The following is a 23,507-nucleotide window of genomic DNA, read 5'->3' as shown; positions in this document are numbered from 1 at the left end:
GAAGCCGGCTAGCCGGCCAGCTTGGCCTTGATGGAGGCGGAAACCTGCGCCATATCGGCGCGGCCGGCCAATTGCGGCCGCAACAGCCCCATCACCTTGCCCATGTCCTGCATGCCGGCGGCGCCGCTGTCGGCGACAGCCTTGGCCACCAGCGCGTCAATCTCTCCGGCGGACAATTGCTGCGGCATATAGGCCATCAGCACGTCCATCTCGAATTTTTCCTTGTCGGCCAAATCCTGGCGCTGAGCCGCCTCGTACTGGCTGACCGAATCGCGGCGCTGCTTGAGCATCTTGTCGATGACGGCGACCACGCCGGCGTCGTCCAGCTCCACGCGCTCGTCCACTTCCTTCTGCTTGATGGCCGCCAGCAACAGGCGGATAGCCGCCAGCTTGTCGCTTTCCCGCGCTTTCATTGCAGATTTCATGTCGTCGCTGATTCGCTGCTTGAGGCTCATTGCTTGCTTTCCGAAAGATGACCGCCACTCGTCGCCGGCGGCGAGCGCGCACTTTAGAGAGAGTCAAACCCTGATGACATTGGTTTTGAATCGTTCAAAACCCATGCCGTCAGAGTCTGCAAACGGGGAACTACAAATGGCAAAACCGCAGGCTAAGCCTGCGGTCCTGCTTACTGACCAGACGAACTCTTAGTAGAGTTTCGGCGGCAGCATTTGGCTGCGGATGCGCTTGTAGTGGCGCTTAACGGCAGCTGCGTGCTTGCGCTTGCGCTCGGCAGTCGGTTTTTCGTAGAACTCGCGGGCGCGCAGTTCGGTCAGCAGACCGGTTTTTTCCACCGCGCGCTTGAAGCGACGCATTGCAACTTCAAACGGCTCGTTCTCTTTAACGCGAATGTTCGGCATTGAATCTAGTATCCTTAGTTCCTAGCGTCCAGACGTGGCTGGAGCTATAAAAAACAGCATTTTAACAATCTTACGCGGTTTGGAAAAGTCTGAAGCGTTCCGACCAAGCAATCTGTGGCGCTTTACGCATCACGGCTTGACGGAAGAAATCACCCCCTCACTAGGAGAACTAGGTACTGCACTATAAAAACGTTTCGGCATCCGGCCGGCAAGATATGCCGATCGGCCTGCTTCTACAGCCTGTTTCATAGCGTGGGCCATCAACACCGGTTGTTGCGCGGCGGCAATCGCAGTGTTCATCAGCACGCCATCGCAGCCCAGTTCCATCGCAATCGCCGCGTCGGACGCGGTGCCGACGCCGGCGTCAACCAGCACGGGAACCTTGGACTGCTCGATAATCAACTTCAAATTCCACGGATTCAGAATCCCCATCCCGGAGCCGATTAGGCTGGCCAGCGGCATGATGGCGCAGCAGCCCATTTGCTCCAGCTCCCGGGCGATGATGGGATCGTCCGAGGTGTACACCATCACGTCGAAACCTTCGGCCACCAGCACTTCGGCCGCTTTCAGGGTTTCCTTGACGTTGGGGAACAAGGTATTCGGATCGCCCAGCACTTCCAGTTTGACCAGACGATGGTCGTCCAGAAGCTCTCTGGCCAGGCGCAAAGTGCGAATGGCGTCGTCGGCGGAATAACACCCCGCCGTATTGGGGAGAAGGTTATACCGGTTTTTCGGCAAAAAGTCCAGCAAATTGGGTTCGCCGGCATTCTGACCCAGGTTGACGCGACGAATGGCGACGGTGACGATTTCCGTTCCCGACGCGTCCAGCGCCCGGGCCGTTTCCTCAAAATCCCGATACTTGCCGGTTCCCACCAGCAAACGCGAATTGTAAGCCTTGCCTGCGATGATCAGTTGATCCGCCACTCCTGCACCTCTATCAGCTTTGCCGCTCAGCCTCCGCCGACGGCCACCACGATTTCGAGTTCGTCGCCATCGGCCAGCCCGGTGGCCGGATACTGGCTGCGCGGCACGATCTCGCCATTCTTTTCCAGCGCCACGCGCTTGCCGACAAGGCCCAGCGCCGCCACCAGCTCGGCCACATTGGCGACGCCGCCCAGTTCGCGGCCCTCGCCGTTGATCTTGAGTTTCAGCATCTCATCTCCTTTGCACGCGCTGCACCACCGGCAGCACGCGGATGGCGCTCAGCACGCGCTCCAGATGCTCGACGCCCTCCACCTGCAAGCGGAAGTGGATGTTGAACAGGCCGTCGCCGTCGCGGCTGCTGTCCTGGGTGTCGGCGCTTTCGATATTGGCCGAGGCCTGGGAAATCGCGGTGGCGATATCGGCCAGCGCGCCGCGCTCGTTGCGGGACAGCACGCCGACGGTGACGCCGAACATGCGGTCGCGCTGCGCTTCCCAATTGACGTCCAGCAGCTTGTCGTGATCCGCCCGCCGCGCGTTCGGGCAGCCCTTGCGGTGGATGACCAGGCCCTGGCCCTTGGTGATGACACCCAAAATGTCGTCGCCCGGCAGCGGGTTGCAGCACGGCGACAGCTGCACCATGCCGCCCTCGTTGCCGCGTATGGTCACCGGCCCCACTTTCACTTCCTCGCCCAAGCGCTCGCCGGCCAGCTCCAGCAGCCTGCGCGCCACCACGATGGGCATCAGCTTGCCGGCGCCGATGTCGGCCAGCACGTCCTGCTGCGAGGCGAGTTTCTCGCCGAAAGCGGCCAGATACTCCACCCACAGCTCCTCGCTCAAGGCCAGCGGCGTCACCGCCAGCGCGCCTATCGCTTGCTTGAGCAGCTTCTCGCCCAGGCCGACCGCTTCTTCCTGCTGCAAACTCTTCAGGTAATTGCGGATGCCGGAACGCGCGCGGCCGCTCTGCACGAAGGTCAGCCAGGACGGATTGGGCTTGGCCTGGGTGGAGGTGATGATTTCCACGGTGTCGCCGTTGCGCAGCACGGTGCGCAGCGGCACCAGCGCGTGATTGACGCGCGCGGCGATGCAGCGGTGCCCGATGTCGGTGTGCACCGCGTAGGCGAAGTCCACCGGGGTCGCGCCCTGCGGCATCACCATGATCTTGCCCTTGGGCGTGAACACGTAGACTTCGTCCGGGAACAGGTCGATCTTGATGTGCTCGAGGAATTCGACCGGATCGTCGCTCTCCTCCTGCATGTCCATGATTTTTTGCAGCCACTGGTGGGTGCGCTGCTGCGCGGTGTTGACGCCGTCGCCGCTCTTGTACATCCAGTGCGAGGCCACGCCGGCCTCGGCCACGCTGTTCATTTCGCGAGTGCGGATCTGCATCTCCACCGGCGTGCCGTAGGGGCCGAACAAGGTGGTGTGCAGACTCTGATAGCCATTGCCCTTGGGAATGGCGATGTAATCCTTGAATTTGCCGGGAATCGGCTTGTACAGGCTGTGCAGCGCGCCCAGGGCCAGGTAACAGCCGGGAATGTCGTTGACGACGACGCGGAAGCCGTAGATGTCCAGCACCTCGGAAAACGACAGGTGTTTTTCCTGCATTTTCTTGTAGATGCTGTAGAGGTTTTTCTCTCGCCCCTTGATGGTGGCTTCGATATTGCTCTGCACCAGCTTCTGGCTGACGGATTGCAGGATCTTGGTGACCACTTCGCGGCGATTGCCGCGCGCGGCGCGCACCGCCTTGGACAACACGCCGTAGCGATGCGGGTGCAGGTGCTTGAACGCCAGGTCCTGGAGTTCGCGGTAAACCTTGTTCAGGCCGATGCGGTTGGCGATCGGCGCGTAGATTTCCAAGGTTTCCAGCGCGATGCGGCGGCGCTTGTCCTCGCGCATCGAATCCAGCGTGCGCATATTGTGCAGCCGGTCCGCCAGCTTGACGATGATGACGCGGATGTCGCGCGCCATCGCCAGCACCATTTTGCGGAAGCTTTCCGCCTGCGCGGTTTCCTTGGTCTGGTATTCCAGCCGCTCCAGCTTGGAGAGGCCGTCCACCAGATCGGCGATGATCTTGCCGAACTTTTCGATCAGCGTCGGCTTGGTGACGCCGGTGTCTTCCAGCACATCGTGCAGCAAGGCGGCGGCGAGGCCCTGCACGTCCAACCGCCACTCGGCCAACATGCAGGCCACCGCCAGCGGGTGGGTGATGTAGGGTTCGCCGCTCTTGCGGGTTTGCCCTTCGTGCGCCGCGCGGCTGACTTCGAAAGCCTGCCGCAACAGCTGGACGTCCTCCGGCTTGAGATAACGCGCGACAGACTCGAAAAACGCTTGCGCTTCGCTGTCGATCAGGGCGTTATAGTCGATTTCATCCTCGATGCCGGTTGCCATAACCCACCACCCACTTGCAATCAGGCTTTGCCGCGGCTCAGAACTTCCTTGCCGACGTGGCCGGCGGCGATTTCGCGCAGCGCGACGACGGTGGGCTTATGGCGGCCGGCTTCAACGAAGGGGCTGGCGCCGGAAGCCACTTGGCGCGCGCGGTAGGCGGCGGCCAGGGTCAGGTCGAAACGGTTCTGGATGCGGTCCAGGCAATCGTCAACAGTAATACGGGCCATGTGCTTTCTTTCTTCCAAAGTTGCCAAGGGCGTTGTCGGTCGCCGTTCTTGCGGCCGCGGCAACGCCCAGAGGGATCACTATATCTAAATTTTAGTCGACTCACCAACAAACGGTCGGATCAGCCGGTCTGTCCCATCCGCGCCAGCATCGTCGCCAGCTTGCGGCATTGGATGGCGCTGCGCAGCCGATTGGCGCGCACGACGCTGATCAGGTCGAGGCGGGCGCGCTCGAAATCGTCGTTGACCACGATGTAGTCGTATTCGGCGATCTTGTCGATCTCGGCGCGGGCGGAAGCCAGCCGGCGGCGGATCACTTCCTCGCTGTCGGTGGCGCGTCCGCGCAGGCGGCGCTCCAGCTCTTCTATCGACGGCGGCGCGATGAAAATGCCTATCGCCTCGGGGAAGACCTTGCGCACTTGCTCGGCGCCCTGCCAGTCTATCTCCAGCAGAATGTCCTGCCCCACGGCCAGGCGGCTGCGTATCCACGGCGCGCTGGTGCCGTAGTAGTTGCCGTAGACTTCCGCGTACTCGAGGAAATCGCCGCGTTCGATCATGGACTTGAACGTGGCCTGATCGACGAAGTGGTAATGCTTGCCGTCCTCTTCGCCCTTGCGCGGCGCGCGCGTGCTATAAGAAATGGACAGTTCCACAGACGGCTCCGCCTGGAGCAAGGCCGCCACTAGCGAGGTTTTCCCCGCGCCGGAAGGAGCGACCACGATAAAAATATTACCGGTTGGCTGGCTCATGAAAGGTACTTCCTGCCAAATGAGTAATTCTCCAGAATACCATAAGCGCGTACCGGCTGTTAATCGCCAAGTTATTTTCACGTCAAGATTTAGGTAAATCTCTTCAGGCTGAATAAAATGGCTGGTTTTTTTCCTACCTACCTCCTTTGGAGCGCGTTTCGCCATGCAATTCCTTGACAGCTTCTTCAAGCTGAAAGAAAACGGCACCACGGTGAAGACCGAGGTCATCGCCGGCTTTACCACCTTCTTGACCATGGCTTACATCATCCTGGTCAACCCGCTGATCCTGTCGAGCACCGGCATGGACCTGAACGCCGTCTTCGTCGCCACCTGTCTGGCCGCGGCGCTGGGCACCGCCATCATGGGCCTGGTGGCCAATTACCCGATCGCGCTGGCGCCGGGCATGGGCCTGAACGCCTACTTCACCTTCAGCGTGGTCAAGGGCATGGGGCTGTCCTGGGAAACCGCGCTGGGCGCGGTGTTCATCTCCGGCATCGTGTTCCTGGCGGTCAGCCTGTTCCGCGTGCGCGAGGCCATCGTCAACGCCATCCCGCAGTCGCTGAAATTCGCCATTTCCGCCGGCGTCGGCATGTTCCTCGCCATCATCGCGCTGAAGAACGCCGGCGTGATCGCGCCGCACCCGGAAACTTATCTGACCCTGGGCGACATCCACAAGCCCACCACCCTGCTGGCCATTCTGGGCTTCTTCCTAATCGTGGCGCTGGAATACCGCAAGGTGCCGGGCTCCATCATCATCGGCATCCTGGTGGTGACGGTGCTGTCCATCGCCATGGGCCTGTCTCCGTTCAAGGGCGTGGTGGCGCCGGTGCCGAGCATGGCGCCCACCTTCATGCAGATGGATATCGCCGGCGCCTTGCAAGCCGGCCTGATCGGCGTGATCTTCGTCTTCTTCTTCGTCGATCTGTTCGATACCACCGGCACTCTGGTGGGCGTGTCTCACCGCGCCGGCCTGCTGGACAAGGACGGCAAGCTGCCGCGCCTGAAGCGCGCGCTGCTGGCCGACTCGGTGGCGATCACCGCCGGCGCGGTAATGGGCACTTCGTCCACCACCGCCTATGTCGAGTCCGCCGCCGGCACCGCCGTGGGCGGCCGCACCGGCCTGACCGCCATGGTGGTGGCGCTGCTGTTCCTGGCCTCGCTGTGGCTGTCGCCGCTGGCCGCCACCGTGCCCGCCTACGCCACCGCGCCCGCGCTGTGCTATGTGGCGGTGCTGATGGCGCGCGGCCTGGCCGAGATCGACTGGAGCGATCTGACCGAATCCGCGCCGGCGGTGATGACCGCGCTGGCGATGCCCTTCACCTTCTCCATCGCCGACGGCATCGCCTTCGGCTTCATCAGCTACGCGGTGATCAAGATTCTGGCCGGCCGTTTCTCCGATCTGAAGCCGCCGGTGCTGGTGATCGCCGCGCTGTGGATCTTCAAACTGGCTTTCTTCCACTGAAACGTCAATAATTGATACGGACTCCTAGCCTGCCGCGCTGCGCGGCGGGCTTTTTCTTGTGGGGCGCGCGGCGACTCTCCTTATTTCGAAGTACAATAAGGCCATGGAAAACCTTAGCAATCTCGACTACTCCAGCTATCTGAAAGGCTGGATCCGCACTGTGCCCAACTGGCCGCAACAAGGCGTGATGTTCCGCGACATCACCCCGCTGCTGCAGAACCCCAAAACCTTCCGCATGCTGATCGACATCTATGTGCATCGCTACATGATGGAGAAAGTGGACCTGGTGGCGGGCCTGGACGCGCGCGGCTTCATCATCGGTTCGGTGCTGGCTTACGAGTTGAACGTAGGCTTCGTGCCCATCCGAAAACGCGGCAAGCTGCCCTTCACCACGGTGGAGGAGGAGTACGAGCTGGAATACGGCAACGCCGCGGTGGAAATGCACACCGACGCCTGCAAGCCGGGCGACCGCGTCATCCTGATTGACGATCTGGTCGCCACCGGCGGCACCATGATGGCCGGCTACAAACTGCTGAAGCGCATGGGCGCCGACGTGCTGGAAGCCGCCGCCATCATCGAACTGCCCGAACTGGGCGGCGGCAAGCTGGTGCGCGACGGCGGCCTGGAGTTGTTCACCGTCTGCGCTTACTGAGCCGGATTCGTCGGCCAAGCGAACGGAGCCCTCGGGCTCCGTTTTTGTTTGGCCGCGTCTTAATCCGCCTCCACCGCCACTTTCAACGCCTGGCCGCGCGCGCTCAGCTTCAGCGGCGCGCCAGCGGTGCTGGGCAGCTTGCTGTCCACCGAGGCCGCCGTGCCCCGCACCTCGTATTGCAGCGTTGCGGACTTGGGCAGCGTCAGCGACAACTTGCCGGTGGTGGCGTCCAGCGACAAGGAGCCGCTGGGCTTGGCGTCGGTCAGCTTCACCTTCGCCTTCACCGCCTGGCCGTCAAAAACCATGTCGCGGCTGCTGCCTTCGAAACCCAAGGTCAGCGCCTGCCCCTTGAGCGCCAGCTTGTCGTAAGCGCCCTTGGCCTGCGCCCTGATCGCGTCGGCGGACATGGACAGGCTGGCGGCTTTGCCGTCCAGCGTTAGATCCACCGCCCGGCTGTCCACCCGGATCGCCGAATACGCGCCGCGGATCGACCCCTTGACCGCAGCCAGCCCCAATTCCACCTGTTTGCCCGGCTTCAGATTGCCGGCGATCTCCAACCCGCAACTGCTGCCCAACAGCTTGTCGTTGAGCTTGACTGTGATCGTGACCACGCCGCCTGCGCGCCGCACCAGGGCGCTGCACTGCTTGGCGTCCCAATTGCTTTTGTTCAGGTCCAGCTGATACGGCCGCTTGTCGTCCGCGCTCAGCTTGAGCACGGCCGCGTCGCCGTTGATCACCAGCTTTTCAATCGGCGCTTCCGCCGCGTAAGCCACCCCGCCGCCCATCAGCCCCGTCAATGCCAGCAAGCGCACTATCCCACGCCTCATCACGCACCCCTTTCCCAAGTAGAAGCCGCCGCCTTGGCCGGCGGCGGTGGTTTTCCTCACTGCATGAACAACCAGTACATCGCGATCACGCCGCAAGCGGCCGCCATTCCGCCCACCGCGTGGCGGGCCAACCGCGCCCACTGAGCGCTCAGCGAGCCTTTGCGCGCAAGAATCGAAACGGTCCGTCGCGAATCCGCCCACGCGGCGATCAGGCGGCTCTCATTGCGCTGATCGGCCACCGCCTCGCGAATGTATTCGCGATAGTCGCTGAGAATCTTGCGCAGCTCGGCTTCGGGCAAGCGCTCCATGGTCAGCTGCAATTGTTGAATGCATGCATCGTGTTTCATGTTTCTCTCCCAAGTCCGGTCAAAAACACCACTCCTCACACCGCGTTGCCGCCCAAGCCCCTGCCCGCCACCAAATCGATCTGATAACGGACGTAACGCACCAGCCCGCGCCAGGTCAGCCGCGTCAGCCATACGCAGAACACCAGCCCCAATCCGCCAACCAATAACAACACCAGGCCGCTGACCGCCGCCGAGCCCTGCAGCGACAAGCCCGGAATGCCGTCGATCTCGATATGGTCCTTGCCGTCCTTCAGCGACAGCCGGTTATCCTTGATCACCAGCGAGCTCTCGCCGTCGTTCAACACCAGATCGCCGGCTTCTCCGGCTTCGCCGACAGCGGCGGAGGCCTGCGCCGAGATCATCCGCCAACGCAGCGAACGGCCATCCCCATCCTGCGCCAGCACCATGCTGTCGCCGCCGTCCGAAACCAGCGTCAGCGCGCTCAGCTGGCCGCGCTCCAGGCTGACGGAGCGTTCGCTCTCGCGTTTGATCGTTTGCCGCGCCGCCGGATTGCTGGCGTCGACTTTCAACTCGCCGCCGTCGTAACTGACCCTGACCGGCTCTCCGCTACGCAACTTCAGGCTGGCGGTTTCATCCTCCTCCAGCGTCAGCAACAGCCTCCCCTGCTTCAGGCTCACGCCGTGGACCGGCTCCCCGTCGGCTTGAAGCTTGAACTCGATCTTGCCCTTCTCGGGCGACAGGCTGGGCTCCAGCTCCGGCCAGCCGAACAGGCTGTTGCCGCCCCAGGCCGCCACCAGCGCCACGCCGGCGATCAACAGGCTGCCGGACACCATATAGCCTATGGACAGACATAGCAGGTAGATCATGAAGGGCAGCGCCAGGAAGAAGTTCAGCACGCCCAGGCCGGCGACCGAAGCCACCACCCTCATCAAATTGCCGAAGGAACGATGGCTTTCCCATTGGCGGTAATGCGCCTGCGCCTTCAGTTCCTTGGCCAGCTTCTGCGGACTGCCCAGGGCGGCGACCACCTCGTCCTCGTCGCGGCCGGCTTCTTGCGCGTCGCTGAAGTACTCTTGGTAGTCGGCGACGATTTCACGGATTTCCTCGGCCGGCATCCCCGCCAGGGCCTGTTCCAATTGCGCCAAAAACGCTTTGCGGTTCATGCTTGTTGTTCTCCCGGCTGACCGGCCGCCGGCAGGCGGCTCAGCACGCTGTCCACTTCGCTGACGAATTCCTGCCACTCGCGCCGCATCAATTCCAACTCCCGTTTGCCCGCCTCGGTCAGCGTGTAATATTTACGCGACGGCCCGGACGCCGACTCCACCAGATAGGTGCTGACCCAGGATTCATTCTGCAGCCTGCGCATCAACGGATAGATCGTCCCTTCGCTGATTTCCATCGTGCGCGACAAAGTGCTGACCAATTCGTAGGCATAGCTGTCGGACTGGGCCAATACCGCCAATACGCACATGTCCAGGGTCCCCTTCTTCAACTGGGTTTTCATCTTGCCTTCCTTGAAACCGCCCGGTTCTTTCCACCCAACTACCTTGCATTGCAAGATAGCTAGACGGACCAAGGCATCGATCTGCTTGTGATTGCACTATACAAACCACTACCTTGTACCGCAAGGTATCTTTCATTACCCAATGACAAATCACTGCCACTGCTGCTTTCTCGCAACAAATCAGAATGTCATTACTGACACCATATTGCGTTGCAAAATACGCCTTGGCATCCATAATTCAACAGCAACAATGACATTGAACTAAATCATAATCCCAACCGGTTGCAACAACCGGCCACTCTCTCGACGAGGACTCCGATGGCAAAAGCAAACAGGCCCAGCATCGCGCTGGTCTTGGGCGGCGGCGCGCCCAACGCAACCTTGATGGCCGGCGCGCTGGTCGCGCTGATGGAGGCCGGCGTCGAATTCGACATCATCTCCACCTCCGGCGCCGGCGCCATAGTCGGCCTCTTGTACGCGGCGCCGCGCAAGGGCTCGCCGCTGGACAATTTGCGCCGGCTGGCCGATCTCGGCGTATCCGATCCGATCTACCGGCTGCTGCCGATCAACTACAAGGTGTTCAACAAACCCGGCCCGGCCGCCGACCTGTGGCGCAGCTGGCAAAGCCAGAACCCCCTGTTGCAGAGCATTCAACAACAGGCCGATCAAGGGCCTTGGCAGCGTCTGCTGGCCGACTGGACATCGCTGCTGCTGGCCACGCTCTGCCCCAGCGATCTGGGCCCCAACAGCCAAGGCCTGTGCGCGCACGTGCCCTTCATCGAGGAGATCGTGGATTTCGACCGCCTCAAGACCATTGCGCCGCAGTTCTACCTGAACGCCTACAACATCAGCCGCGGCGAGATGCGTTGCTGGGACAAGAGCGAGATCGGTCATGAACACTTCCTGGCCGCGCTGTCCTTTCCTTTCATCTACCCGCCGTATCCGCTGGCCGACGGCGATTACATCGAAGGCGCGGCCATAGACACGCTGAACTTCAAGCAATTGTTCCGCGATCATCCTCACATCGACTACACCCTGGTGTTCGACGTGCTGGGCAGCGACCGGCTCCTGCATCCGCCGCGCGGCCTTTACGACGCCTGGGTGCAATCCATCATCACCCCGCTGACCGAAATCGCGCGCGATGACCTGAAGCTGTTCGAAGCCTTGCACAATAAGGACGAGCAAGGCCGGCCGCGCACCGAGGTGCTGAAGATCCAGTTCGACCAACTGATTGACCCGCAACGCCGCGCCGAGGAGCTGGACTGGTCGCACTCCAATCTGTCCCAGCTCTACCAGATCGGCTATCAAGCCGGACAGGACCTCCTCCGCCAGCACCGCGGCAAGCTGCTGGGCTAGACGCCGCCAATAAAAAAGGGCTGCCTGACGGCAGCCCTTGACGCTTGGCTAAGCAAAAACGGCATCAATACCAGCTGATGCCGGCCTGCTCGGTGGAGATCACCGTGCCGGCCTCGCCCTTGACGATTTTCTCGATGTCTTCCAGCGCGCCGATCACGGCCTTCTTGCCGGTCAGACGGGCAAACTCGCAAGCCGCCTCCACTTTCGGGCCCATCGAGCCGGCGGCGAAACCCAGTTTGTCCATCTCGTCCGGATGGGCCTGCTTGATCGCCTTGGCTTCCGGCGTGCCCCAACCGATGAACACGCTCTTCACGTCGGTGGCGATCACGAAGTAATCGGCGTCGATTTCACGCGCCAGCAAGGCGGAGGCTAGATCCTTGTCGATCACCGCTTCCACGCCCACCAGCTTGTCGCCCTCGTACATGGTGGGGATGCCGCCGCCGCCGGCGGCGATCACGACCACGCCTTTTTCGATCAGCCACTTGATCGGGCGCATTTCGAAGATGCGCTTCGGTTTCGGGCTGGGCACCACGCGGCGGAAGTATTCGCCGTCGGCCTTCACCGTCCAGCCTTTTTCCGCGGCCAGCTTGTCCGCCTCTTCCTTGCTGTAAACCGGGCCGACGAATTTGGTCGGATTCTTGAAGGCCGGGTCCTTGGCGTCCACTTCGGTCTGGGTCAGGATGGTGGCGATCGGTACGTCGAAGGGCAGCACATTGCCCAGTTCCTGCTCAACCATGTAGCCGATCATGCCTTCGGTCTGCGCGCCCAGCACGTCCAGCGGATAGGGCGTCACTTTTTCGTCCACGTGGCGGGCGTAGGCGTCGTTCTGCAGGCCCAGCAGGCCCACTTGCGGCCCGTTGCCGTGGCACATCACCAGGTTATGGCCCAGCCGGGTCACGCCGGCCAGTTGTTCGGCGGCCACTTTGACGTTGGCGCGCTGGTTGTCGGCGGTCATGGCCTCGCCGCGACGTTGCAGGGCATTGCCGCCCAGAGCTACGACGACTCGCATATTCTATTCCTCGCTATTGCCGCGCCCGCCGTCTGCGACGGCGAGCCGCGTGCTTGATGTGAAACCGGCCAAGGTTCCCGGTCAGGGAAGCCTTGGCCGGCAAAGTGCAGCTAGGGATGCCTAGGGCCGGATCAATCGCCCAGCGTGGCCACCAGGATGGCTTTGATGGTGTGCATGCGGTTTTCGGCCTGTTCGAAAGCGATGCAAGCCTCGGACTCGAACACGTCCTCGGTCACTTCGATGCCGTTGGCCAGGTCCGGATATTGCGCGGCGATTTCCTTGCCCACCTTGGTTTCGCTGTTATGGTAGGCCGGCAGGCAGTGCATGAACTTCACTTGCAGATTCTCGGCGGCGGCCATCAGCGCGGCGTTCACTTGGTAAGGCTTCAGCAGCTTGATGCGTTCGGCCCAGACTTCGGCCGGCTCGCCCATGGATACCCATACGTCGGTGTGGATGAAGTCGGTGCCCTTGACCGCCGCTTTGGCGTCCTCGGTCAGCGTGATGCGCGCGCCGGTCTTGGCGGCGATTTCGCGGCACTGAGCCACCAGTTCGTCGGTCGGCCACAGGTGCTTGGGCGCGCCGATGCGCACGTCCATGCCCAGTTTGGCGCCGATCACCAGCAGGGAGTTGCCCATATTGTTGCGGGCGTCGCCCAGATAGGTGTAGCTGATCTGGGAGATGGGCTTGTCGCTGTTTTCCCACATGGTCAGCACGTCGGCCAGCATCTGGGTCGGGTGCCATTCATCGGTCAGACCGTTGTATACCGGCACGCCGGCGAACTTGGCCAACTCGGTTTCCACCATGTGCTGGTCGAAGCCGCGGTATTCGATCGCGTCATACATACGGCCCAACACGCGAGCGGTGTCCTTCATCGATTCCTTGATGCCGATTTGCGAACCGGACGGCCCAAGGTAAGTCACGTTGGCGCCCTGGTCGTAGCAAGCCACTTCAAACGCGCAGCGGGTGCGGGTGGAGGTTTTTTCAAAGATCAGGGCGATGTTCTTGCCCTTCAGGTGCTGCTGTTCGGTGCCGGTGTACTTGGCGCGCTTCAGGTCGCGGGCCAGGTCGAGCATGTAGCGGATTTCGCGCGGGGTGAAGTCCAGCATGCGGAGGAAGTTACGGTTGCGCAGATTGAAAGCCATGATATTGCTCCTGATTAGAGTCTGGGCAAGCCGGCCGTCGTTTCCGGGGAAACCGGCGGTCAACCTGTCTTTTTGCACATGAATCTTGGGTTTTCCTCCCGGCCGCGCCTGCGGCCGGGACACTACAGCTGAATTACAGTTTCACTTCGTCGCGAGTGATCGGGCAGGTCATGCAGTGACCGCCGCCGCGGCCGCGGCCCAGCTCGGAAGCCGGAATCTCGATCACTTCCACGCCATGCTCGCGCATCAGGCGGTTGGTATAGGTGTTGCGGTCGTAGGCCACCACCACGCGGCGATCCAGCGCCACCACGTTGTTGCCGTCGTCCCACTGTTCGCGTTCGCGCTGGTAGGCGTCACCGCCGGTCTGGATCACGCGGATTTCCTTGAGACCCAGCGCCTGGCGCACCACTTCCACCAGATGCACGCCTTCGTGGCGTTCGAAGCGGATTTCGCCTTCGCGGTCGCCAACGTACATGCTGGTGCAAGTGATGTCGTCCACCACGTCCGGGAACAACGACAAGAGATCGATGTCGAGGAAGCTGAACACGGTATCCAGGTGCATCGCCGCACGGGACTTAGGCATCTGGCAAGCGATCACGCGAGTGGCGCCGCCTTCCTTGCCCAGCACGCGCTTGGCCACTTGCACCACCGCCTGCGGGCTGGTGCGCTCGCCCATGCCGATCAGGACCACGCCGTTGCCGATAGGCATCACGTCGCCGCCTTCCAGCGTGGCCGGGCCGTGTTCCTGGTCGCAATCGCCCCACCATACTTTCACCTTGCCGGCGAACATCGGGTGGAATTTGTAGATGGATTGCAGAATCAGGGTTTCCTGACGACGCGCCGGCCAGTACATCGGGTTCAGCGTCACGCCTTCATAAATCCAGCAAGACGGGTCGCGCTGGAACAGGCTGTTCGGCACCGGCGGCAGCACGAATTCGGATTGGTCCAGATAGCCGCCGAACAGGCCTTTCGGGTCGAACGGCAGTTCGAATTTGGCGATGCCGCCCACCAGATGCTCGGCCAGTTGCGAAGACGGCATTTCGTCCAGCCAGCTGCGCAGATCGCGCAACATGCCGATACCTACGTTGTCGGCCTTGACCTTGCGGTCCAGGATCCAGGCACGGGAAGCTTTGTCGTCCAAGACCTTGGCCAGCGCGTCGTGCACCTCCACCACTTCGATGCCGCGGGAGCGCATTTGCTCAACCATGTAAGCATGGTCTTTCTGTGCGCGTTCCACCCAGATCACGTCATCGAACAACAGGCCGTGGCAGTTGTCCGGGGTCAGGCGCTTATGCGCCAGGCCGGGACGGCACACCATCACAGTTCGCAACTTGCCGCACTCGGAATGAACACCAAACTTGGTCATGACAAACTCCTTAATGATATTGGGGGAGCTGGTGGAGGCCCGTGGATCTCGCGCGCCTCCGGTAATCTTCTTACAAGGTTCCGGCTTAGAGCGTCAGCGCTCCGGTAGCCAGTTCGTAGGCGGCGAACAAACCCGCCACTACAATCAGCGCAGCCAGTACCGCCTCGGCGCCGGTGAACGCTTTCTCGCCGCGTTCCTTGCGAGCCCACAGGTAGAACAGCAGGCCCGGGGCGTACAGCACCATGGACAGGAACAGATACTTCAGGCCGGCGGCGTAGATCAGCCAGACGCCGTAGACCGAGGCGACGGCGGCGATGCTGAACTCTTTGCCGCTGGATTCGCCCTGGGCGTAGCCCTCGCCGCGCTTGGCCACCAGCAAGGCGTAGCCGGAGCACAACAGGTAAGGAATCAGAATCATCGAGGTGGCCAGCGACAGCAACGCCAGGTAGCCCGCGGAACTGAACAGCGTGATGATCAGGAACAGTTGGATCAGGCCGTTGGTCAGCCACAGCGAGGCGGCCGGGGAGCCATTGGCGTTGGTGGTGCCGAACACTTTGGGCATCACGCCGTCCTTGCCCGCCAGGTAGGGCGCTTCGGAAGCCAGCAGCGTCCAGGCCAGCAGCGCGCCGCCCACCGAGATCACCAAACCGGCGTTCATCAGATTGGCGCCCCAGGGGCCGATGGCTTTTTCCAGCACATAGGCGGTGGACGGGTTCTTCAGCGCGGCCAGTTCAGTTTGCGACATCACGCCCAGCGACAGCACCGATACCGCAACCAGCAGAGCGATGGTCAGCAGGAAGCCGATCACGGTGGCCTTGCCCACTTCTTTCATGTTTTCCGCACGGCTGGAGAACATCGACGCGCCTTCGATGCCGATGAACACCCATACCGTCACCAACATGGTGCTCTTGACTTGATCGACGACCGAGCCGAGTTTGGCCGAGCCCCAGAAGTCCAGATTAAAGGTATCCACTTTGAAGGCGAAAATGACCAGCAGGATGAACAGCGCCAGCGGCACCAGTTTGGCCACGGTGGTGATGGTGTTGATGAAGGCCGCGCCGTGCACGCCGCGCAACACCAGGAAGTGCAAGGCCCACAACAGAATGGACGCGCAGACGATGGCGGTGGTGGTATTGCCTTCGCCGAACACCGGGAACCAGAAGGCCAGCGCCGAGAACATCACCACAAAGTAGGACACGTTGCCGATCCAGGCCGAAATCCAGTAACCCCAGGCCGAGTTGAAGCCCATATAGTTGCCGAAACCCGCCTTGGCGTAGCCGTAGACGCCGCCCTCCACTTCCGGTTTGCGATTGGCCAGCATCTGAAAGGCGAATGCCAGAGTCAACATCCCGAAGAAGGTAATCACCCAACCGATCAAGATGGCGCCGGCTCCGGCGCCCGCCGCCATGTTCTGCGGTAGCGAGAAGATGCCGCCGCCGATCATGGAGCCCACCACCAGAGCGGTCAGCGCGCCAAGCTTGAGCTTGGGAGCGCCGCCGCCTTGGGTTTCAGTTTCCGTAGACATTTTCGTTCTCCGTGAGAGTACATTAACCTGCAAATCTGTTGTTATATAATTAAATTCTTATCATCTGAGACAATGGTATACCCCGGATTTAGTGATCGCCAGAACAGTCGAACATCCGTTTGACCTGCGTCAAATAGCGTCCTCCCGCTCCATTCGCCCCATCCCGACATTAGAACAAAAGCTTTATAGAAGCCCCAGACACAATTGGCAGAACTAACAATTGTGCTGCGCACAAAACATTTAATTAATTTTGTATTTAATTTTTATTAAAAATAAAACGCAATATCAGATTGTCTGAACGCGTCCAATAGAGAAGAGCCGCAAACGGCCATAAAGAGACGGGACAAAGAAGCAGTGAGATAAAGATAGAGAGAGGAAACAGAGAATAAGGCAGGCGGCCACGGCAATTGCGGGCAAAAAAAAAGTGGATGCGGCCCACCACCGCATCCACCAACACACACATCAAGAGGATAAACACATCCTGTTTGCCCAGGCGCTCACTCCGGTTTTTTCACGTTCTTGAAAATCGCCACCAGAGCGCCCAGCACCACCAAGGTGGTCACCACAATGGTCACCAAGCTTAAAATGCCGACATCGTCGGAAAGAAGAAGAGTCAGAAGTTCCATCGCCACTCCTTTTCCGGGGCCACGCCCCATATAGGTTTCTTGATCCTCATCTTAGCCAGTTGGGCGGCCCGTCCATTGACGCAAATCAAATGGCATGACCCCCAAGTTTGATGCAAGACAAATAAAAAGCCCCTGGCTCGCGCCAAGGGCTCATTTCCTAAAAATCAGCAACTTATATCATTACAGTTGTGCGTCAGGCGATACAGTTCGAATCAGTTCAGCTGAAAAAATCGGCTTACGTCATCCCTGTCTCGCCGGCGTGTTCACTTGCTGCCGCCCATGTCCTTGGACAGGAAGAAGGCGTCGGAGAAGAACTCGTCTTCCGGCAAGCCGCGCTCGCGGGTGAAGCTGCCGTGCGCGGCCTCCACCATCAGCGGCGCGCCGCAGGCGTAAACCTGATAGCCGGCCAGATCGTCGAAATCCTCCAGCACCGCCTGGTGAACAAAACCGGTGCGGCCCGCCCACTCGTCGCCCGGCAGCGCGTCGGACAGCACGGGGATGAAGGTGATGTTGGGATGCTGCGCCTGCCAGGCGCCGGCCAGATCCGCCATGTAAAGATCCGCCTTGGTGCGCGCGCCCCAGTAGAACACCATCTCGCGCTGGATGCCGCTATGAATCGCGTGCTCGATGATGCCCTTGACCGGCGCGAAGCCGGTGCCGCTGGCCACGAAGAGAATGGGCTTGTCGGAGTCCTCGCGCAGGAAGAAAGAGCCCAGCGGGCCTTTGAAGCGCATGATCTCGCGCTCCTTCATCTGACTGAACACATACTCGGAAAAAGAGCCGCCCGGCTGATTGCGGATATGCAGTTCCAGGAAAGCATCGTCATGCGGCGCGTTGGCGATGGAAAAACTGCGCTTCTTGCCGTCCTTCATCAGGATGTCGATGTATTGGCCAGCCTTGAACTGCAAGCGCTCGGACACCGGCAGCTTGAGCTTGAGCACCGCCACGTCGTGGATTTTTTCGATTTTCTCTACGCGGCACGGCAAGGTCTTGATCTGGATGTCGCCGGCGCCGGCCACTTCGCGCGCCTCGATGGCGATGTCGCCCTTGGGGCGGGCGCAACAGAACAGCGCCATGCCCTGGGCGCGTTCGGCCTCGGTCAAGGCCTTTTCCTGGAAACCGTCCTGGCTCACTTCGCCTTCCACCACCTTGCCTTTGCAGGCGCCGCACGCGCCGTCGCGGCAGCCGTAAGGCAGGCCCACGCCCTGGCGCAACGCCGCTTCCAATACGGTTTCATGCGGCTCGACGCCAAATGTATGCCCGCTGGGGAGCACTTTCACCTGCGCTGTCATCTATTTCCTCTACTCAATATCTGGCTAAAATGCGCATCATGCGAACCTTAATGATCATCGGCGCCGGCGATGTCGCGCGCCGCGCCCTGCCGGAACTGACCCGCCGCTGGCGGGTGCTGGCGCTGTGCCGTTCCAACGCTAGCGCGGAAGCGCTGCGCCGCCAGGGCGTCACGCCCATCCGGGGCGATCTGGACGACCCCCGCGCTTTGCGCCGTTTGGCCGGCCTGGCCGACGATCTGCTGCTGACCGCTCCCCCCCAGGAAATCGGCCGCAAGGACTTGCGCATGCGCAAGTTGTTGTCTGCGTTGGCAAAAGGTTGCAGGATACCACAGCGTCTAGTCTATATCAGCACCAGCGGCGTGTACGGCAATGCCGACGGGGCTTTGCTGGACGAAGGCGCCCGCCTCCGCCCGCACAATGACCGCGCCTGGCGCCGCCTGGACGCGGAAACCTGCTTACGCGGCTTCGCCGCCGCCCACGGCTGCCAGTTGACGGTGCTGCGCGCGCCGGGCATCTACGCCGACGACCGCCTGCCCTTGAGCCGCTTCGCCTCGCAAACGCCGCTGATCCGGCCGGAGGAGGACAGCTGGAGCAATCACATCCACGCCGACGACCTCGCCGCCGCCTGCGTGGCCGCCTTGCTGCAATGCCGCGGCGGTCCGCGCGTATTCAACGCCAGCGACGATCAGCCGCTGCCGATCAGCGAATGGTATCGCCGGCTGGCCGCCGCGCTGGACCTGACCTTGCCGCCCCTGTTGCCGCGGGAGGAGGTCCGCGCCCGGGTCTCCGCTGGTCTATGGTCTTATATGATGGAGTCCAGACGGCTTAACAACCGGCGCTTGCGCCGGGAATTGCTGCCGGCTCCCCGCTGGCCCGACACCGCCGACTACCTGGCGGCGCTGGCCCAAGCGCCGGAGCGCATCGCCGCCGCACTCGCTTCGGCGGCCAAGATTCGGTAACATCGCGGTTTTTTTGAGTTTTTAAGCAGGCTTCTCTATGGAAAATCCGGCATTTCAACGCGCCATCCGCAGCTTCGTGCTGCGCCAAGGCCATCTGTCTCCCGGCCAGCAACGCGCGATGGACGAAGGCATGCCGCGCTGGGGCATCGAATACCGCCCCGAGCGCATCGATCTGGAGCAGGCCTTCGGCCGCGCCGCGCCCAAGATCCTGGAAATCGGCTTCGGCATGGGCGGCGCCACCGCCGAAATCGCCGCCGCCAATCCGGCTCAGGACTACCTGGGCGTGGAAGTGCATTCGCCCGGCGTCGGCAATCTGTGCAAGCTGATCGCGGAAAAGGAATTGAGCAATCTGCGCATCATCCGCCACGACGCGGTGGAAGTGCTGGACCACATGCTGGCCGACGGCAGCCTGGACGGCGTGCATATTTTCTTCCCCGACCCCTGGCACAAGAAGCGCCACAACAAGCGCCGCCTGATTCAGGCCCCGCTAGTGGAGAAGCTGGTCGCCAAGCTCAAGCCGGGCGGCTATCTGCACGCCGCCACCGACTGGGAAGACTACGCGCTGCAGATCATGGAGGTGTTCAGCGGCCAGCCTCAGCTGGTCAACACCGCCGACGGCTACGCGCCGCGCCCGGACTACCGCCCGCTGACCAAGTTCGAAGCCCGCGGCATCAAGCTGGGCCACGGCGTGTGGGACGTGATTTTCCGCCGGCGCTGATGTCCGCCCGGACCCGCCGCCAGCGGCGGGTCTCAGCCGCCTTTAGGCAGCAAGGCCTCGATATCCTCCAGCAATTCATGCGGCTCCACCGCCGGCTCGTAGCGCTTGACCACCCTGCCCCTGGCGTCGATCAGGAATTTGGTGAAGTTCCACTTCACCGGGTGCGGGTGGGTGGAATCCGCCTGGGTCAGCCAACGCCACAGCGGATGGGCGCGCGGCCCGTTGACTTCCACCTTGGCGAACAGAGGGAAATCCACCTCGAAACGCGTCCGGCAAAAACGCTCGATCTCGGCCTCGTCGCCCGGCTCCTGGCCGCCGAACTGATTGCAGGGGAAACCCAGCACCGCCAGACCGCGGCCGCCCAGACTATGCTGCAAGTCCTGCAAGCCGGCGTATTGCCGGGTGTAGCCGCACTCGCTGGCGGTATTCACCACTAGCGCCACTTGGCCGGCGTACGCCGACAGCGGCTGTTCGCTGCCGTCTATGCGCGCGGCGGAGAAGTCGTAAAGCGTGGTCATGGCCACCTCCGTCTCGTATAATGAGCGCTCCCGAGAATCCACTCAGGCACTATCCGATGTTGTTCAATCCCAGCCGGCAGGACGCCCGGCGCTTCTTCTTCGACACCTGGCAGAAATCCAAATCCGGAACGGACCTGTCCGACCTGGAAAAACTGGTGCTCCCCATTCTTATAGACCACCCGGAGTATCACGCCATTCTGGATCGGCCGGAACAGTATATGGAACAGGAGTGGACGCCGGAAATGGGCCAGAGCAATCCCTTCCTGCATCTGGGCCTGCATGTGGCGATTGAGGAACAGCGCTCCATAGACCAGCCCTTCGGCATCCGCTCTCTGTACGCGCAGCTGGCGCTGCGCCTGGGCAGCGAGCATCAGGCGCAACATGCGATGATGGACTGTCTGGGCGAAATGATCTGGCACGCTCAGCACCATGGCGGCGGTCCGGACGTGAACCGCTACATCGGCTGTATTCGCGGCAAGCTGGGCATGGGGGCGGAGGAACAGCCTCGCATCAACCCCAACGACGTCCCGGACTGACGCCGCACGGCCGGCAGACGCCGACTCAAGCCCAACGCCCGGTTCCGCCGGGCGTTTTGCATGGCCGCGAAACAGGCAAAAAAAGAGCCGTGGGGGGAAACCCTCCACGGCGATCAAGCGGGGCAGCTCGTACTGGCAAAGCCAGAAGAGCCTCCTCATGCTATTCTCACAATAAACAAAATGCAAATAGTTTTTTAACAGTTAACAATAAATAAAATATCCAATCATTTATATGAATATATAATTTAAAATGCGCCGTCAAAAAAGCCGGCCTACGCCGGCTTGACGCCCCAAACTCACAACAAACGATTGCGCTCGATGCCCGCTACGAAAGCGGCGATATTGTCCACCAGCTGCGCGGCCAAACGCTCCATCGCCTGCCGGCTGGCCCAGCCGATATGAGGGGTGACGATCAGATTGGGCAAGCGGGTTTTCAGCAAGGGATTGCCGTGAACCGGCGGCTCTTCGCTCAGAACGTCGAAACCGGCGCCGCCCAACTGCCCATACTTGAGCGCGGCCACCAGATCTTCCTCGTTGACCAGGCCACCGCGCGCGGTATTGATCAACAAGGCACCCGGCTTCATCACGATCAATTCCGGCTGGGCGATCAGGTCCCGGGTGTCCTCGGTCAACGGGCAATGCAGCGAAATCACATCGGCCTGCGCCAGAGCCTCGGCAAAAGCCACATGCCCGGAACGCACTTCCTTGGCGCCTTTGCGTTCGACGAACATCACCTGCATGCCAAGCGCGCCGGCCAGCTCCGCTAAGCGCAGGCCGATGCCGCCCGCGCCGACGATGCCCAGAGTCGCGCCGCGCAAATCTCGGATCGGCGCGCCGAAATGGCAGAACTGCCGCGACTGCTGCCACACGCCGGCAGCGACGTCGCGCTGGTAGGCCGGCAAGTTCTTGGCCAGGGCCAGCATCAGGGTCAAGGCGTGTTCGGCCACGGTGTCGTCGCCGTAATGGCGAATATTGCACACCGCGATGCCCAAGTCGCGACAGGCGTCCAGATCGACGTGGTTGTAACCGGTGGCGGCGATCGCCACCAGCTTCAGGCCGGGCAGTTGCTCCAGGGTTTCCCGCCGCAGCGGCACCTTGTTGGTGATAACAATGTCAGCCCCCGAACAGTTCATCGCCGCGTCTTCGATGCTGGTGGAGGGGAACTCGTGATATTCGGACGGGAACGGCAAAAGCGGAACCGGGACAGGCAAGCTGTCCCGGTCAAGAAACACGACGGAGTGGGTCATCAGCTATTCAGTCATCTCTCAAAGGTGATCAAATCGCGGTAAGCATGCCAGCTGGCCAGCGCCAGCACCGGCATGATGATGATCAGGCCCAGGAAATAGGTCACAAAGCCCACCGCGCTCAAGGCCACAATGATAGCCGCCCATATCCCCATCGTCAGCACATTCTTCAGCACCGCCTGCACGCTGGCGATCATCGCGGTGACGGTGTCCACTTCCTTATCCAGCATCAAGGGAATGGAAACCACGCTGACCGAGAACACCACCTGAGCGAACACAAAGCCCACCGCGAAATAGGCCACCAGGAAGACGACATTGTCCGGGTTGAAAGCGTTGGCCACGATGTCGTTCAAGGACGGCAAGGCCGCGGTGTCGTAGAACAGCGCGAACATCAGCAAGGACACCCGGAACCAGCCGAACACCAGCACCGCCAGCAAGGCCGCATACAAGGTGAAGGCAGGCAGATTGACGCGCCAGGCCGCCATGCTGTGCGCCAGCTTGACCCTGCCATGGCCGTCGAAAGCCTCCATCTGCTTGGCGATGTCGTACAGGCCGATGGCCAGGAAGGGGCCGGCCAACAGGAAGATGGTGGCGAAGGTGATGATCAGTTCAGGAGAGTGCTCGGAGTACAAGGTCAGCAAATACCCCATCAACACGAAAACCGCGCCGTAAAACAGGCAGTCGGCCGGGGCTTTTTGAAAGTCGCGGAAGCCTTTTTTCAGCCATTGCAACGGCCGGGAGGTTTCCACCCTGCGCGCAACCGGGCGGTCGCGCGGGATATCGTGAGTCGCGTCCATGACAAGTCCCCCTCAAGGATACGATGCGAGGCAGCCCCGCATCCTTACCGTTATACGCCACGCGTCGTAAAACACAAGCCGGCCGTCCGGCTGCTATAATCCCGCGATTGCCACGGCCCTTGGCGAGCGCCGCCTTCCGCGCCGCCGGGCCGGGCCTCATTCAGCGCTTGCGCGACAAGGACATATCATGAGCGAACTGATTATCGAAGAACTGGCGATAGGCGACGGCGCCGAAGCCGTCATCGGCCAGGAAGTCACCGTGCATTACACCGGCTGGCTGACCGACGGCACCAAGTTCGATTCCAGCAAGGACCGCTTCCAGCCGTTCAGCTTCCCGCTGGGCGACGGTTATGTGATCAAGGGCTGGGACCAGGGCGTGGTCGGCATGAAAGTGGGCGGCAAGCGCAAGCTGACCATCCCGGCCGAGCTCGGCTACGGCGCGCGCGGCGCCGGCGGCGTGATCCCGCCCAACGCCACCCTGGTGTTCGAAGTGGAGCTCTTGCAAGTGGGTTGAAACCCAAGAG

At 61.6% G+C, this 23,507-nt stretch carries 27 protein-coding genes; 7 read left to right on the top strand and 20 right to left on the bottom strand.

All coding sequences use genetic code 11. The features are described from left to right. Positions 1–8: 8 nt before the first annotated feature. From ACODRW_RS01130 to gmk, 7 genes are all read right to left on the bottom strand, one after another. The gene (locus ACODRW_RS01130; RefSeq protein ID WP_107800531.1) at positions 9–455 is read right to left on the bottom strand and encodes a GatB/YqeY domain-containing protein; all 447 of its coding nucleotides are present in this window, start codon (positions 453–455) and stop codon (positions 9–11) included. Positions 456–644: 189 nt separating this feature from the next. Then, positions 645–857, bottom strand: a complete 213-nt coding sequence (gene rpsU, locus ACODRW_RS01125) for a 30S ribosomal protein S21 (RefSeq protein WP_039756346.1) — start codon at positions 855–857, stop codon at positions 645–647. Between the two features lie 129 nt (positions 858–986). Then, complete coding sequence (locus tag ACODRW_RS01120; RefSeq protein WP_199225925.1) at positions 987–1,781, bottom strand: thiazole synthase; 795 nt, start codon at positions 1,779–1,781, stop codon at positions 987–989. Between the two features lie 26 nt (positions 1,782–1,807). Continuing rightward, the gene (thiS, locus tag ACODRW_RS01115) at positions 1,808–2,011 is read right to left on the bottom strand and encodes a sulfur carrier protein ThiS (RefSeq protein ID WP_255701199.1); all 204 of its coding nucleotides are present in this window, start codon (positions 2,009–2,011) and stop codon (positions 1,808–1,810) included. Between the two features lies 1 nt (position 2,012). After that, complete coding sequence (locus ACODRW_RS01110; RefSeq protein WP_227104894.1) at positions 2,013–4,169, bottom strand: RelA/SpoT family protein; 2,157 nt, start codon at positions 4,167–4,169, stop codon at positions 2,013–2,015. A gap of 20 nt (positions 4,170–4,189) precedes the next feature. Then, a complete protein-coding gene (rpoZ, locus tag ACODRW_RS01105; protein ID WP_019103869.1) occupies positions 4,190–4,396 on the bottom strand; it encodes a DNA-directed RNA polymerase subunit omega in 207 nt (68 codons plus the stop codon). A 119-nt stretch (positions 4,397–4,515) separates the two neighbouring features. After that, positions 4,516–5,142 (bottom strand): guanylate kinase, encoded by a 627-nt coding sequence (gmk, locus tag ACODRW_RS01100; RefSeq protein WP_107800535.1) that lies wholly within the window; start codon positions 5,140–5,142, stop codon positions 4,516–4,518. A 163-nt stretch (positions 5,143–5,305) separates the two neighbouring features. On the opposite strand from gmk, the gene ACODRW_RS01095 reads away from it, so the two are divergent. Both ACODRW_RS01095 and ACODRW_RS01090 read left to right on the top strand, forming a co-directional pair. Continuing rightward, positions 5,306–6,604, top strand: a complete 1,299-nt coding sequence (locus ACODRW_RS01095) for an NCS2 family permease (RefSeq protein WP_107800536.1) — start codon at positions 5,306–5,308, stop codon at positions 6,602–6,604. A 103-nt stretch (positions 6,605–6,707) separates the two neighbouring features. Further along, positions 6,708–7,256 carry an adenine phosphoribosyltransferase gene (locus ACODRW_RS01090; protein ID WP_019103866.1) on the top strand — a complete coding sequence of 183 codons (549 nt, stop codon included), beginning with the start codon at positions 6,708–6,710 and terminating at the stop codon, positions 7,254–7,256. 59 nt (positions 7,257–7,315) lie between these two features. On the opposite strand, the gene ACODRW_RS01085 is transcribed toward ACODRW_RS01090, so the two are convergent. The 4 genes from ACODRW_RS01085 to ACODRW_RS01070 are packed head-to-tail and all read right to left on the bottom strand — an operon-like array spanning position 7,316 to position 9,895. Next, a complete protein-coding gene (locus tag ACODRW_RS01085) occupies positions 7,316–8,083 on the bottom strand; it encodes a hypothetical protein (protein ID WP_488904983.1) in 768 nt (255 codons plus the stop codon). A 56-nt stretch (positions 8,084–8,139) separates the two neighbouring features. Further along, complete coding sequence (locus ACODRW_RS01080) at positions 8,140–8,430, bottom strand: DUF1700 domain-containing protein (RefSeq protein WP_146176709.1); 291 nt, start codon at positions 8,428–8,430, stop codon at positions 8,140–8,142. A gap of 35 nt (positions 8,431–8,465) precedes the next feature. After that, positions 8,466–9,554, bottom strand: a complete 1,089-nt coding sequence (locus ACODRW_RS01075; RefSeq protein ID WP_488904982.1) for a DUF1700 domain-containing protein — start codon at positions 9,552–9,554, stop codon at positions 8,466–8,468. Continuing rightward, a complete protein-coding gene (locus ACODRW_RS01070; RefSeq protein WP_107800540.1) occupies positions 9,551–9,895 on the bottom strand; it encodes a PadR family transcriptional regulator in 345 nt (114 codons plus the stop codon). The genes ACODRW_RS01075 and ACODRW_RS01070 overlap by 4 nt, the downstream gene beginning before the upstream one ends. A gap of 318 nt (positions 9,896–10,213) precedes the next feature. Here ACODRW_RS01070 and ACODRW_RS01065 point away from each other — a divergent pair, with 318 nt between their 5' ends. Beyond that, entirely contained in the window at positions 10,214–11,251 is a 1,038-nt protein-coding gene (locus ACODRW_RS01065) for a patatin-like phospholipase family protein (protein ID WP_107800541.1), read from the top strand. 64 nt (positions 11,252–11,315) lie between these two features. Here ACODRW_RS01065 and arcC read toward each other — a convergent pair whose 3' ends face one another. The 6 genes from arcC to ACODRW_RS01035 all read right to left on the bottom strand — a co-directional run bounded on the left by arcC (position 11,316) and on the right by ACODRW_RS01035 (position 18,211). After that, on the bottom strand, positions 11,316–12,260 hold the full coding sequence (gene arcC / locus ACODRW_RS01060) for a carbamate kinase (protein ID WP_488904981.1): 945 nt from the start codon (positions 12,258–12,260) through the stop codon (positions 11,316–11,318). A gap of 131 nt (positions 12,261–12,391) precedes the next feature. After that, the gene (locus ACODRW_RS01055; RefSeq protein ID WP_048409588.1) at positions 12,392–13,402 is read right to left on the bottom strand and encodes an ornithine carbamoyltransferase; all 1,011 of its coding nucleotides are present in this window, start codon (positions 13,400–13,402) and stop codon (positions 12,392–12,394) included. 133 nt (positions 13,403–13,535) lie between these two features. Then, positions 13,536–14,768: an arginine deiminase gene (locus ACODRW_RS01050; protein ID WP_043637845.1), complete on the bottom strand. Its 1,233-nt coding sequence runs from the start codon at positions 14,766–14,768 to the stop codon at positions 13,536–13,538. 85 nt (positions 14,769–14,853) lie between these two features. After that, positions 14,854–16,293 (bottom strand): arginine-ornithine antiporter, encoded by a 1,440-nt coding sequence (gene arcD / locus ACODRW_RS01045; RefSeq protein WP_107800543.1) that lies wholly within the window; start codon positions 16,291–16,293, stop codon positions 14,854–14,856. Between the two features lie 497 nt (positions 16,294–16,790). Continuing rightward, entirely contained in the window at positions 16,791–16,919 is a 129-nt protein-coding gene (locus ACODRW_RS01040; RefSeq protein WP_019103856.1) for a DUF3149 domain-containing protein, read from the bottom strand. 263 nt (positions 16,920–17,182) lie between these two features. Next, entirely contained in the window at positions 17,183–18,211 is a 1,029-nt protein-coding gene (locus tag ACODRW_RS01035; protein ID WP_227104900.1) for a CDP-6-deoxy-delta-3,4-glucoseen reductase, read from the bottom strand. 38 nt (positions 18,212–18,249) lie between these two features. Between ACODRW_RS01035 and ACODRW_RS01030 the strand changes: the two genes are divergently transcribed. Next, positions 18,250–19,170, top strand: a complete 921-nt coding sequence (locus ACODRW_RS01030) for an NAD-dependent epimerase/dehydratase family protein (RefSeq protein WP_227104902.1) — start codon at positions 18,250–18,252, stop codon at positions 19,168–19,170. Between the two features lie 37 nt (positions 19,171–19,207). Next, positions 19,208–19,888, top strand: coding sequence for a tRNA (guanosine(46)-N7)-methyltransferase TrmB (gene trmB / locus ACODRW_RS01025; RefSeq protein WP_107800545.1), 681 nt, complete (start codon positions 19,208–19,210; stop codon positions 19,886–19,888). A gap of 32 nt (positions 19,889–19,920) precedes the next feature. On the opposite strand, the gene ACODRW_RS01020 is transcribed toward trmB, so the two are convergent. Next, positions 19,921–20,406, bottom strand: a complete 486-nt coding sequence (locus tag ACODRW_RS01020) for a glutathione peroxidase (RefSeq protein ID WP_227104904.1) — start codon at positions 20,404–20,406, stop codon at positions 19,921–19,923. Positions 20,407–20,462: 56 nt separating this feature from the next. Here ACODRW_RS01020 and ACODRW_RS01015 point away from each other — a divergent pair, with 56 nt between their 5' ends. Then, a complete protein-coding gene (locus ACODRW_RS01015; RefSeq protein WP_488904980.1) occupies positions 20,463–20,942 on the top strand; it encodes a DUF1841 family protein in 480 nt (159 codons plus the stop codon). 296 nt (positions 20,943–21,238) lie between these two features. On the opposite strand, the gene ACODRW_RS01010 is transcribed toward ACODRW_RS01015, so the two are convergent. Further along, complete coding sequence (locus ACODRW_RS01010) at positions 21,239–22,189, bottom strand: D-2-hydroxyacid dehydrogenase (RefSeq protein WP_488904979.1); 951 nt, start codon at positions 22,187–22,189, stop codon at positions 21,239–21,241. A gap of 11 nt (positions 22,190–22,200) precedes the next feature. Further along, positions 22,201–22,983, bottom strand: coding sequence for a DUF2189 domain-containing protein (locus ACODRW_RS01005; RefSeq protein WP_107800548.1), 783 nt, complete (start codon positions 22,981–22,983; stop codon positions 22,201–22,203). A gap of 187 nt (positions 22,984–23,170) precedes the next feature. Between ACODRW_RS01005 and ACODRW_RS01000 the strand changes: the two genes are divergently transcribed. Then, complete coding sequence (locus ACODRW_RS01000) at positions 23,171–23,497, top strand: FKBP-type peptidyl-prolyl cis-trans isomerase (protein WP_199225927.1); 327 nt, start codon at positions 23,171–23,173, stop codon at positions 23,495–23,497. Positions 23,498–23,507: the final 10 nt, after the last annotated feature.

Source organism: Chromobacterium sp. FG89, from assembly GCF_057808735.1.
The sequence above is the reverse complement of the archived record's forward strand: the minus strand, read 5'-3'. Positions and strand labels throughout refer to the sequence as shown.